The following is a 14,008-nucleotide window of genomic DNA, read 5'->3' as shown; positions in this document are numbered from 1 at the left end:
GGCTGAAAGCAGGATGGGATGAAAAATACCTGTCAACACTTTTACAGGACAGCGCATTTTAATGCGTCGGCCCTGTCTTTGAGTTATTCTCATATTAAAGCTATTACTTACATATATAAAAGCATACTGATAAGGATAAGAGCATTGTACAAATTGGATATTCTTTATAAAGACAGAAAGAATACGGGATTTTTCTTTGAAAATCTCATTCATAAGCAATGTGCTTCTCTCATAAATAATGGCTTAATATGGACCGGCAAAGTGTATTTACCAGAATCGGATTGAAGAATATGAATGGAGGACGAAGAAAAAAACTTTCCTCTACGGTAAAACTATATAAAATATAGAATAATACCAATGGAAAGGTTTCATTTGAAAGAACTTACCTAATTAAAAAGTCTGTTTAAATTTTCCTCTTAAAAGTTTTTAGGGGATCATTTTGAAGTGAACGGAAGGGGATTGCTGCGAGTGAATTTTCCAGTATACATATAAACTCAAAAAGTAAATTCATGTACTGAAACAAAGTTGCTGTATAATAAAAAAGCTCCTTGCCACATGTTTTCCCAAACGGTGGCAAGGATATTAAAAAACAAACATAAATTTACCAGTTAATTGCCTATAATCACTTTTTTGCCTTCAAGGAAATAGATACCGGCAGGAAGATTGTTTATTGCATTTTCACCTTCATACACATTGACCGAACGAATCAGGATTCCGTTTCCTCCGTAAATGGAGATCAGACGGGATTTATCAGTCTCAATATATAAGGTGTTGCCTTGCGTATAAATCTTAAGTGATTTGTCTTCTTTCAGAAGTATTTTCTCTAAAGCAGTGATATCTCCCCCACTACCACCGATGCTATACATCGCAGGCGCAAAAGAAGGAGACTCTTTGCTGACTACGTAGGCCTCAAAAGGAAGAACATCACGCAAAGCTTTCACAAAAGCACTACCAGCAGGAGTCTCATTATAGACGGAAGAATTCAGAGCATATACTGTGTCATTAGCAGCAATATCCTGATAGGTAGGTACTAATTTATAATCGGCAGTCTCCCCTATTGACATGGAGGCGGGAGTGGCAGGGATTGTAATGCCAGCCTCATCCTCGGCCGTAAAAGTAACAACTCCCGTTATATTATATGTATCTTCATATGCACTATTATTAGGCATTGAGACTATATATGGTTTGTTTGCTTGCAAAGCAGAAGAAACTGTATAGCCGTCAGAGGTGAGCTCGCGGAGCCAGAACGGTTTCGCTCCGGAGATACTACTACCGAAAGGAGCAAGTTCCCCTTTTGTTTCATGTGTAAAACGGGATACTGCGAAAGGAAGAACTATGCTTTGCCAACCTGCTGAGTTGTGTAACCCACTTTCCATTGTAAAATTGCGAGAGTAGTTGATTTGTTTCGTTTTGAAAGGGCGGGCAATGTATATCGATGCAGAGTCAACAAATGTAACAGATTCAATCTCACCATTACGAATAACTTGTACTTTTTGCCATGATTCGGGCACTTTTACTGCGTCAGAAGGTAGATACAGAAGAACATTATCAAAATACTTGTATCCGATTTGCGTAAAGCCAAAAGCTGTATTATCTGGTATATCAACTTCTGCGTCATATACGATACTCTTCAAATTTTTACAATTTCCAAACGCATAGCGTCCAATGCTTGTCACACTTTTAGGGACATAAAGATACTTCAATTTTCCATTACTATAAAAAGCATTTCCTTCTATTGTTTTCAAGCTATCATTCAATACAATTTCCTCCAATTTAGTTGAAACAAATGCTTCACTCCCAATAGATCTTAGTTTTTCCGGAAACTTAACCTCCTTTAAGTTCAGACAAATATAAAATGCATTTGAACCGATTATTCGCAAACTATCGGGTAAAACAACTTCCGTCAAGCTCTTACAATTTTCAAATGTACTTTGTGGAATAACCCTTATCTTCTCAGGCAATACAATAGACTGAAGACTTTCACAACCTGAAAAGACACGACCAGAAGACCAATAACTGCTATTTTCATCTCCGCCTATATCAATCAATGTACTTGGTAATTGAATAGAAGGTATTTTCCTACAACCACTGAATGTCTCATAAGCCAACGAAGTAATTCCTTCGGGTATAACCAATGAAGAAACTAAATTGCTACAATCAGGAAATGCTTTACCTAAAGACCTTACAGTCGAGGGAATATTGATAAATTCAAGACTCGTACAATTAGAAAAAGCATAATGCTCTATACTGAGTAACCCCTCCGGCAAAGTCACTGAAGGAATAGAAGAACAGCTCTCAAAAGCATTTGAACCTATTTCTGTTACTCCCACAGGTATTTCTATAGCATCAACCCATGCATTACACCCACTAAAGGCATTATCCTTTATCTTTTCCAAAGATTTGGGGATATTCACATGCTGAATTTTATTACTCCATTGAAACAGCTCTTTTGCAAGAAAAGTCAGATCCTCCGGCAAAGTAACATGAGTCAGGTTTGTACATGAACAGAACGAGCCAGTCCCTAACATCGTGACCTTATCAGGAACAACAATAGTCTCTATACCCGTACCATAAAAAGCCCCATCACTATAACCACTTCCAATGGTATCTCCGATTGTAATTAGCGTAGAAGGAAGAGTCACATTTGCCAATTTGGTACAACCGGCAAATGCTCCGCGCTCAATTGTTTCCAAGCCTTCAAACATATCTATTTTTTCTAAATTAAAACATGATTTAAAAGCTGCTTGCTCTATTACCCGAACCTTAGGAGGGATGTTGGCTGCAACCAGTTCGTCACACTCCTGAAAACAACAATATCCAATTCTTGTTACCGATTCCGGAATATCAATACTTGTTATGACCGTTTCACTAAAAACGGTCTGCCCAATACTTTGTAGCCGAGAATTAGCCGCAAAAGTAACCTCCTTCAAATCATAGCTTTGCCAAAAGCCATAATCTGCAATGGAAGTCACCGTAGAAGGTATATGAATGGAAACAAGACCAGACCTACGAAAACTGTCTCCTATACTCACCACCCCTTCAGGAATGATAACGGACTTAGCACTACACTCCCAAAATGCTGCGTCTCCAATACCAATCACATTATCCGGCAATATTATCTGTTCAATGGTCTTCATCTGGTAAAACATCCACCCGCTAATCCAATTATCTGAGGTAGTCGTATTAAAAGCATACGATTCACCTCCAGCTACTATCGTACACTGTTTCATATCCAATACCTTCAATGCAGACATAGCACGAATACAGCCAACATCCGTTCCATTCACAAATCCGGATAAAGTCAACTCTGTAATAGTGGTCTGCTTATCACCTAGTAAATCTTTTAAAGTTCCGGCAACCTCTATATGTACAGTCTCTGCTTTTAAGGTTACACAGCAGAAGAAAATAGCCGTTAAAGTTACTACTATCTTTTTTATACTTTTTTCCATAATCATTCAGTCTATTTAGCAATTTTTGTATTTACAGGTGGCTCGTTATCATCCACCTCCGGCGTTACTGGTCCGGAAGCTAACGTTTTCACTGTATAAGTCTCACTATAAGCAATACCTCTCTCATTACTGGCAAAAGCCCTAACATAATAAGTTGTCTCAGGCAATAAGCCTGTTATTCCGGCAGCAAAAGTAGGAGTAACATCTGAGGATTGTATACTTGAATCTTCCGTTGCAGGAAGTTTATTTGTCGAGCTATAACAAAAACCTCTGGAAAGAATTGTACTCCCACCGTCATTAGTAACAGTAGCAGAAGCATCTATAGCGGTTTCTTTAATATTGGTAACTTGCAGCCAACTTACCGTTGGCACTACAATTAACTGTGTTGTCTGAAACTCACTCACCGCTCCATATGCAGTACCCTCCTCATTCTTAGCAAAAGCACGAATAAAATATTTCACATTGGGTTCCAGATTGTCTAAAGCTCCAGTTATCGAATATCCTGTTGATACATCGGTAACAGTTGTACCATTTTCGATAGTAGGCAAACTATTCGTACGGTTATAGCAGAAGCCCTTAGCGGAGACAGAAATCCCCCCATCACTCACGACTGTAGCGACCGCTTTAGCAGAAGTTTCACCTATTTCACTTACAGTAGTTCCGCTAAGTGTAGGAATTACAGCAGCAGATCCTGTCTGAAATTCAGCGGTTTCACTATAGCTTATTCCTTTCTCATTTTCAGCATAGGCACGAACATAGTATTTCGTTTTCCCGGAAAGCCCTGTCAAGGCATAAGAGTACACATCCTCTCCGGTTGAGACTTCACAACTGGTATCTTGTCCAAGCAAAGGAGAAGTCTGCGTATTACTCCAACAAAAACCTTTCCGATGAATAATGCCGGATCCGGCCGAAGTGACAGTGCCGTACAACTTTGCAGAAGAAGGGGTCACATTAGTGATTTCATTCATTTTTACAACAGGCAGGGTGACAGCCACCGTCCGGAAAACAGCAACATCACCATAGGACATCCCCGCCTCATTCACTGCGTAAGCACGAATATAGTAAGTTTGTCCTTCCTCCAGTCCTGTCAGATTAGCTGTAACCGCATTCCCTGCAGTGGAGGATGACACCTGGACATCCTGACTGTCGGGGGTATCATGAACCGTACTGTAATAAAATCCGCATGCTGTAATCTCACCGCCTTTATTCTTATCAATTGAGGCAGAAATAGATGCCGAATTTGCTGTTACATTACTCACTGTGGGATAGCCCACAACAGCCGGATTGCTCTGCACGGTGGTAAACTCCAGAAGTTCACCTTGCGCCCTTACTTCATTTCCGCCCTGCATGATCCTCGCCCATGCACGCACCCTGATTTTCTTGCCGGAAGGCAAAGAGGACATTTGCAATGAAAATTCTCCGGTCAACTGACTGATATTAGCACTCGGATAGTTGTCTATGATGACATAACTCATATCCGACAATCCCTCAAACCACTCCAGTCCGAATTCGATAAGAGAACTCAGATCGCTCACATTCACCTTTCCTCTTACTAACGCTGATGTCCGGCTGATATCCTCTACACTCAAGGTATTGACGGAAAACTCATTGTCTACTTCTCCTCCGGGGATAGTATACGAGAATACATCACCATAGCCAACACCAAGACTGCTGACAGCATATGCACGGATATAGTATGTATTTCCCGGCTTCAAGCCACCGATTGTTCCATAAATCGTTGTATCGGGCACTAATGAAATCTCTTTCAGATTGGCAATGGTAGGTTCTTGTACCTCCGAACTATAACAGAATCCTTTCTCTGTCACCAAAGTACTATTGGCCAATATACGTGCCTGCATTGTGATGGAGACATTGGTAGAGTCTTGCGGAGCACAGGAAGAAACAACGGGAAGATCAGTCGTCTTTGTTGTTACATAAGTTGTTGTACCATACCCACGCCCGTTGGAATTGATAGCATACGCACGCACTGCGTAGAGCCTTCCCGGTTTCAAGTCATTGATACGTACCTGATAGTTGGACACGTCGTCTATATTCTTTGTGTTGTCCTTCTCCGTAGGCACATAATTCGCATCTGTCGTCTCTTTCCAGCAAAAGCCGGAAAGGAACATTTCACCTCCTCCGTCATCCAGCACAGAAGTAGATACGATAAAACTTTTCTCATCGGTGCCCGAGACCTGCAAATCACTAAAGACGGGCGTCTTGCTCTCTACCGTAGTAAAGCTCTTTGTCTCCCCCTTAGCAATACTGTATCCGCTATTGGCATAACTACAATAATAATATGTCTTACCGGGTTCCAATGCCTGAAGTTGCACACTGAATTTACCTTCATTGTCTGTGCCAACTTTCACTTCAGTATATTCTGCCATACTCTGCAACGTGGAATAAAGAACACCGTATTCTTTTACCACCACTCCTTCTGCCTTTTCCATGCTTCCTGACAGAGTAGCTCCGGTTCGATAAATATTGGTCGCTTCACCAGTCGCCAACTTCGGAGCAAAATTTGCAGGCTCCGTATCCTTTTCACAGGCTGCCATCACTAACAGCAGACTGCATATAATAAGATGTGTTATCTTTTTCATTTTTTACTTCCACTAATTAAAATATAATACCCACTCCAACAGTAACTTCATGATGCTTGAAATTCACAGTGTGAAATCCTACAGAAAGAGCAAACTTACCCAAACGCCCGATAACACCCAGTTCGGCAGCAGCACCTACCGCCGAATGATCAGTATTCTTCACCAATTCACCTTCTACAGTTTCCCAAGCCAATGTACGGCTACCATACCCTGCACCTGCATAGAGATAAACGGGCTTCCATAATTGCCGCAGATAACCGGCAGTGACCGACAAACGGGCTTTCTGAGTGACTCCTTCTTTGTAATAGGGAGTACCCTCACCTCCGGAAGTCAACGCGCCGCTATCATCACACTCCAAATCAGCGGAAGCAGAACCGAAATCACTACGAAACTTTACATAAGCTCCGTTCTTGCGAACAAAACCAATCATACCGCCATAAGACAATTGTGAAGGATGATAACCTACTTCAGCCATCACCAGCATACGACGTGGCTCTTTAGGTTTAATCGTGGAAATCATTGTGAAGGTTTGCCCGTTTGTTTCTCCGGCGGAGATATTCACCACCGTATCTATAGGAAAGAAAAGATCTTTCTCTATACGAAGTCTATAGGAACGTATTGGCATACGGTCACTTTTATAAGGTGTTTGCCCTGCCAAAGTACCATCAATGTAAACATTGGCATCCTGCTCCGGTAAAGAAAAGACTTCGAGGTATCCGAATTTTGGTTTTAAAGTAACACTCATAATCTTCTGTTCACTCCCCAAATCGACGACTCCGGCTTCCGAAGCATACATCGGAGCTTCCACACGATAGGTATGACTACCTTTCTTCATGGTAGCCGTGAAGAGCCCTTTTTCCGTAGGCACCTTTTCATCATCTATATAGATAGTAGCATCAGCCGGGTCGGGGCGCATCACTAAAAGTTGTGTATTTGTATCTACAGGTTCGTGGGAAGTACCGTCATTGACTCGTACTTCCATTTCATAGACGGTAGATTTATCAATAATATCGGGGTAAAAGTAATTGCGTAGCACCCCATATTTGTCATGCATAATAGAAATACGGCGAGCGCCGCGAGGTACATAAAGCCAGATTTCGCCCGGTTTGTTTTCACGGGCAGTGATTCCTAAAGCGTCCGGTTCGAACATCAGATCTTTTACAGTAGTTACAATCCGGATCAGTGCACATACTTCTCCGTTCTGATCTCTCTTAGGAGCCGTGACGCGAGCTGTAATGTCAGTTTCCATTCGGTTAAAAGAAGCAACTTCTATTTTTCCTTGTGCATAGACCCACTGAGATAAGAAGCTGGTCAAAAAGAGGACTACTAAAAAGAAGCCACGCCTTGCTTGGTTTGTCATTGTGTATAGTTTTTATTCCGCCTGTCCTCTTTGACGGAGGTTAACTGCATAAAGAAGGCGCGAGGACTGTTAATTCTATTCTAAATCCGAGGCTCTGGAAAATGCCCATGTCATGAATAGACAACAATCCTCACGCCTAACTATAACGTTGGCGTGAGAAGACTGTTGCTATTATCCCATGACATTTTGAATTTTCCAGATTCCGAATTAGGGGATAATAACTTTACGCTTCTTGCGTTTTTTTCTAATATTTAAAAGTTTTGCTAATTATAACTCGCCACCACGAATAGCAAAACTATATTGCAAATGTATAACAATTTTCTATCACAGCCACAGCAAAAAGAAAAAAAAAGAACAAATTTATTATAGATTTATTTCCACGTACCGGAAAACCAGTACAAAATATTCTTCTACAAAAAAGAAAATAACATATTGCAAAGAGAATATTCTGAAGATAAATGAAACGATAATTCATAGCTGTACAGAAAAAACGTATAGATAACCACTCAAATAGATTTCCAGTAAACAACTGATAATCATATATACATATATATAAAACATATACTTTTACTATACAAGAATGTACACTTCCGGTTATTCAATGTCACCTATAAAATTGCAATATTCTAAAAGCTTATTTCAATAAGTACTGTATCCTAATTAAAAGATAGTTTTATTGAAATGCAGACTATCACAAATTCACGCAAAGAATATCGACGCTCAAGTACAGCAAGCCATCTAATTTGCGATAATCTGCGATCATTTACGTTTTAATGAAAGAAAATAACAGGCTACCTATTGTTTTATTTTTACACCCAAAAAAAATTACGACAAGGTATCTATCAATGTCATTCAAATATCTCCATAAATTAAAATATCACAATATATCTATCAATAAAAAAGAATGTATATCACAATTAATTCACACAATATATTGAGTTGAAACAAAAAAAGCAACTCTCCATTACGTAATCTCTTTCTATTGTGGGTTCTTTAAGTAGAACTACCCATATCAGATTCATTTATGATAAAAAAGTTAGCACCAAATACAATGAGAAACCCAATTCCCTTATCCAATCTAAAACGATGGAATGATGACTCGTAGAAAACTAAATCTAATAACATAGATAGAATAAAGTACTTCATGAAATACTATAAATATCCCTGCTACAATAAATGAAAACAATATCAATGAATCAATTCTGATCAATCAATTATAATAAATCTTATAACATGTACAACAGCTATCATTTTAATCAATCAATACTAAGAAACACCTTTATAGTGTTTGCGTTAGTTGTCAGCGCATTGCTTCCCGGTAAGGCACTTGCAACAGGTATTGATTTTCAAGTAAAGAATGTGACTGTACGCGAAGCTGTATTGAAACTGCAACAGCAATATGGATTTTCCGTAACAGTAGAATCGAATGACGTGGACATGAATCGTAAAGTTTCAGTCTCAGCTAAAAATGAATCTATTAGTACAATACTTAGCCGTATATTTACGGGACAAAATGTCACTTATACAGTGACCAACAAAAGTATTATCATCCAAAACCGGAAACAACCAACCGAGAATACCCCTGCGACACCAAAGCCACGCCCGATTTCCGGAAAAGTGATAAATGGTACTGATAAAGAACCACTTATCGGTGTTACCGTCCTTAATCCCGAATCGGGTAAAGGCGTAATCACCAACGTGAACGGTGATTATTCCATTGAAGCGATTTCAGGACAAACACTGAAGTTTTCTTATGTAGGCTTCTCCGATGTTTCGATAAAAGTAGGCAATTCAAACGTCTTGAATATTACCATGACCGAGAATTCGACTATACTTAACGAAGTAGTAGTAGTCGGATTCGGTAGCCAGAAAAAAGTAAACCTAACGGGAGCTGTCGGGGTGATTGGAAATGAAGAGATCAACGGCCGCCCTGTCGCTTCCGCTGCACAAGCCCTGCAAGGGCTGGACCCATCGCTAAATATTGGCATTAATACCGGTAGAGCCGATTCAGGCTATGAAATAGATATTCGTGGTGCCGCATCTCTAAATGGAGGTACCCCACTTATTCTCGTCGACGGTGTGGAGATGGAGCTTAACCGCCTTAATCCTAACGACATAGAGTCAGTATCCATATTAAAAGATGCAGCAGCGGCTTCGGTATACGGTGCAAAAGCCTCAGCCGGTGTAGTATTAGTCACCACCAAAACCGGTAGTGATTCCAGCGTAAAAGTTACATATAACGGCCGTTTCGGTCTATTAAAGAACACCACAAGTACCGACTACATAACCAGTGGTTACGACTGGGCCAAAGTAGTTGACCGCTTTTTCTATTATTCGAATAAGGGGATAAACTATCTTAAATATGATGAGGACGATTGGAATGAACTCGAGATACGTCGCGGCGATAAGACCGAAAACCCCGAACGCCCGTGGGTAGTAGCCGAAGAAGACGGAACATACAAATATTATGGAAATTTCGATTGGTATGATTACATTTACAAACGTACTCGCATGCAACATGAGCACAATGTATCGATAAGAGGGGGAAATGACAGGGTAAAATACTACGTCAGCGGCCGTTATTACAATACCGAAGGGATTATGAACCTGCAAAATGACCCTTATGACAATTACAGTATTCGCGGAAAGTTAGACATTAATATTACAAAGTGGGCCCGCTTTAGCACCAATCTGAACTATTTTTATGGTAAAATGTGGTGGCCAGGAATGAAAAACCAGCAAACGACATTTCGTAATGTAACCATGGGTGGTTCTCCATTATTTGTCCCTAAAAATCCCGATGGAACAATCGTACATAGTACCGAAATAGTAAACCAAGGAGCCGGCGTACTTGGTGACATGAACCTGATGCTTACTTACGGCAAAACTTCCAACGAAGAGGTAGTGAATGAAGCGACAATTAAAAACAACCTTGAATTAGATATCGTGAAAGGTTTAACATTGCATCTGAGTCACGCATATCGTTTTTCTCATGAATTCGGACAATATCGCTATAACAATGCACCGTATTCTTCACATGAAGGCGTGATTTCATGGGAAACCACCAGCAAATTTCGTAACGAACTTCAAGAAACCAACCAATCACTCTATAAACAGACATTTGAAGCATTTGCCGATTATTCGCACACTTGGAATCAGGTACACAATTTCAAGATTGTAGCCGGTATGCAATATGACACCCGTTATTACCGCAAGAATGCAGTATCGGTCGATGGAAATCTTTCGGAAGATCTGAATGATTTCAACCTCTCTGCCGGATCGACTTATTCTGTCAGCGGAGGACAATCAAAGTACAAGACACTCGGTGTCTTTGGACGTGTTAATTATGACTATGACGGCAAGTATCTGTTTGAAGCATCCGGACGTGCCGACGGATCGTCACGTTTCTGGAGTCGCAACCGCTGGGGATACTTTCCTTCAGGTTCTGTCGGATGGCGTATCAGTCAGGAGAATTTCTGGGAACCTTTACGCCAGTGGTGGAATAATGCCAAAATACGTTTTTCTATCGGTAGTCTTGGCAACCAACAAGTATCGGACTACCTGTTTGTTCAAAAGATCAACACCAACCTCACCAGTGGAGATTTTACGTTCAATGGTACGGATAAGCTGACATATGCCCGTGAAGACGCCCCTGTAGCCAATGATTTGACATGGGAAAAGATAACGACGTATGACTGGGGAGTCGACCTTGCTTTTTTAAACAACAGACTAACATTCAGTGGTGACTATTACATACGCAACACCACCGATATGATGATGCCGGGAGCATCGCTCCCCGGAGTTTATGGTGCAAGCGAACCGCGTACCAATGCTGCGGATATGCGTACTAAAGGTTGGGAACTCAGTTTCGTCTGGCGCGACAGAGCGACTCTGTTTAGCCGGCCGTTCTCTTATTCGTTGCGCGCCAGTCTCGGCGATTACCAGACCAAAGTAACCCGGTTCGACAATGATACCCGACTGATCTCGGAACACTATGTAGGTGAAAAACTCGGAGATATCTGGGGGTATAAAATCGACGGCCTTTTCCGTACCGATGAAGAGGCGGCAGAATATGCCCAAAAAGTTGACTGCTCCTACTTTACCAAACGTATCGACGCCACAGCCACCCGCAAGGGACTTCATGCCGGCGATCCGAAATTCCTGGATCTCAATGGAGATAATAAGATTTCCATCGGTAAAAACACGGTCGAAGATCCGGGAGATCGGGTAGTCATCGGTAATTCACTTCCAAGGTACTCTTATACATTCGGTGGTGATTTTTCATGGAACGGCATCGATTTTTCTATTCTGTTTCAAGGTGTGGGCAAACGCAACTGGTATCCCAGCTCCGGCCAAGCCAATCTTTTCTGGGGACCGTATTGCCGTCCGCACAATACATTCTTAAGCCAGCAATTGGTTGATCAGGTATGGAGCGAAGATAATACAGATGCATACTTCCCATTCCCTCGCGGTTATGAAGCATACTCTGACAATACCAATTCTCACTATACTCTGACATCACCCAATGACCGGTATATCCAGAACGTAGCCTATCTACGGCTTAAGAATCTGACAATAGGCTATACTCTTCCGGTGTTAAAAAAATATCTCCAGCAGGTACGTATTTATTTCACCGGAGAAAATCTTGCTTACTGGTCGCCAATGAAGAAATACTGTAAATACATTGATCCCGAAGCAGCTGTTTCGTCTTCGTCTTACGTTGAGAATTCCGGTGAAGTATACAATTTCAGTAAGGTATTCTCATTTGGCATCGATATTACATTCTAAAAAACAAACCAGCTATGCGTACTATAAAATATATATTCATATCCGCCGCCTTATTAACAGGCTTTGTATCGTGTGACCTTAATGAGTTTCCTAAGGATTCCATCAGTCCCGACACCTTCTTTCATACAGAATCAGAGTTGGAACTTTATACCAACCAGTTTTATCTCATGGAACCTACCGCAGTCAATCTGTATGACGAACCATCCAACCTGATTGTTGATGGTCTGTCTCAGAGCGATGTCGTAGTAGGACTGACACGTACCGTTCCTTCCTCCGGCGGGGGATGGTCATGGTCTTATCTGAGATATATCAACTATTATCTGCAAAATTCCCATCGCTGTAAAGATGCATCCGCCCGCAAACGCTATGACGGTGTTGCCTATTTCTGGCGTGCCTACTTTTACTTTGAAAAGCTGAAACGTTTTGGCGAGGTACCATGGTATGATCAGGTATTGGCTTCCGACCAAGACGAACTTTTGGCCAAACCACGTGACAGCCGCGACGTCATCATAAATCATATCATAGAAGACTGCAACAAAGCTGCAGAAAGCCTTCCTACATCATCCTCTATTTATAAAGTTTCACGTTATGCAGCCCTTGCATTAAAATCACGTGCATGCCTTTTTGAAGGAACTTTCCGTAAATACCATGCCGGCCACACATTTAATAAAAGCAATTTACCTTATGAAGCTATCTTGCAGGAATGTGTTAATGCATCGCTTGATATTATGAATGATAAAAAGTATTCCATCTACTCGACAGGGAAAAACCCTTATTATTCACTCTTTACTTCAGAAAGCGCCATTGCACAGGAAGTAATTCTTGCACGTTGCTATGGAGGAAATTTCGCACATGCAGTCGACGCCTATGCATTAATGCCCTCCAAAGGCATGGCCGGTTACACCAAGGCACTCGTTTTCTCTTACTTAATGCAAGACGGCAGTCGCTTTACCGATAAAGCAGGATGGGCAACGATGCCATTTACCGAAGAGACCAAAGAACGCGATCCGCGTCTTGCACAAACAGTATTGACACAAAATACCCAATACATCGATGGTACAGAAGGAACCTTCAATTTTGCCAATACCGTGACAGGATATCCGATGCTAAAGTACATTTCAGGACCCAATTTTGTCAATGCTTCGACAATAGATATACCTATTTACCGTATGGCCGAAGTATACCTCAATTACGCCGAAGCCAAAGCCGAACTGGGAACATTGACACAAGATGACCTCGATCACTCCATCAATTTAATCCGTGATCGCGTAGGAATGCCTCACCTGGACAAATCAGCAGTAAATGCCGATCCTGACCCGTTCCTCACATCTGAACTTTATGGATATAAGAATGTGGATAACGGTCCTAACAAAGGAGTCATTCTTGAGATCCGTCGGGAGCGTTCGATAGAAATGGTAAGCGAAGGCATCCGTTTTGCCGATTTATGCCGCTGGCGTGAAGGCCAACTTCTGGCCCAGCCATTTTATGGGCCCTATGTACCCGGTGAAGGCCGCTATGACATGGATGGCAATGGAAAAATCGATTTTGTGGTTTATCTGGACCGCCGTATTCCCGCTCCGGGAGTAACTCCATTAAAAATAAACCAAGACATATTCCTGTCAGAAGGAGAGACCGGTTATATTCTGGCTCACGGACAATTAATGAGGGCATTCAACGAGGACCGAGATTATCTCTATCCAATCCCAAGTAATGAACGTACACTTACCAAAGGTATGATTACACAGAACCCCGGATGGGATGACGGACTAAATTTTTAACCACATCTTATTCGCAAGTCAGTTATTATTAAG

General features: G+C 41.3%; 5 protein-coding genes. 2 read left to right on the top strand and 3 right to left on the bottom strand.

The annotated features are described in order from the left end of the window. Positions 1-608: 608 nt before the first annotated feature. Genes ACESQI_RS17350 through ACESQI_RS17340 form a run of 3 tightly spaced genes read right to left on the bottom strand, consistent with a single transcriptional unit; the run spans position 609 to position 7,409 of the window. Complete coding sequence (locus ACESQI_RS17350) at positions 609-3,449, bottom strand: leucine-rich repeat domain-containing protein (RefSeq protein WP_195661498.1); 2,841 nt, start codon at positions 3,447-3,449, stop codon at positions 609-611. A gap of 11 nt (positions 3,450-3,460) precedes the next feature. Next, on the bottom strand, positions 3,461-6,049 hold the full coding sequence (locus tag ACESQI_RS17345) for a fibronectin type III domain-containing protein (RefSeq protein WP_195661499.1): 2,589 nt from the start codon (positions 6,047-6,049) through the stop codon (positions 3,461-3,463). A 16-nt stretch (positions 6,050-6,065) separates the two neighbouring features. Then, entirely contained in the window at positions 6,066-7,409 is a 1,344-nt protein-coding gene (locus tag ACESQI_RS17340) for a PEGA domain-containing protein (RefSeq protein WP_195661500.1), read from the bottom strand. A 1,284-nt stretch (positions 7,410-8,693) separates the two neighbouring features. Here ACESQI_RS17340 and ACESQI_RS17335 point away from each other — a divergent pair. Continuing rightward, positions 8,694-12,197: a TonB-dependent receptor gene (locus ACESQI_RS17335; protein ID WP_281962371.1), complete on the top strand. Its 3,504-nt coding sequence runs from the start codon at positions 8,694-8,696 to the stop codon at positions 12,195-12,197. Positions 12,198-12,211: 14 nt separating this feature from the next. Continuing rightward, entirely contained in the window at positions 12,212-13,975 is a 1,764-nt protein-coding gene (locus ACESQI_RS17330; RefSeq protein WP_007487714.1) for a RagB/SusD family nutrient uptake outer membrane protein, read from the top strand. The last annotated feature ends 33 nt before the right edge of the window (positions 13,976-14,008 follow it).

The organism is Bacteroides sp. HPS0048 (assembly GCF_964240755.1).
GTDB lineage: Bacteria > Bacteroidota > Bacteroidia > Bacteroidales > Bacteroidaceae > Bacteroides > Bacteroides nordii.
This window is presented reverse-complemented; position numbering and strand designations above follow the sequence as displayed.

Coding starts and splice junctions, on each gene's coding strand:
- ACESQI_RS17330 (WP_007487714.1), top strand. CDS start 12,212: ATGCGTACTATAAAATATATATTCATATCCGCCGCCTTATTAACAGGC.
- ACESQI_RS17340 (WP_195661500.1), bottom strand. CDS start 7,409: ATGACAAACCAAGCAAGGCGTGGCTTCTTTTTAGTAGTCCTCTTTTTG.
- ACESQI_RS17345 (WP_195661499.1), bottom strand. CDS start 6,049: ATGAAAAAGATAACACATCTTATTATATGCAGTCTGCTGTTAGTGATG.
- ACESQI_RS17350 (WP_195661498.1), bottom strand. CDS start 3,449: ATGGAAAAAAGTATAAAAAAGATAGTAGTAACTTTAACGGCTATTTTC.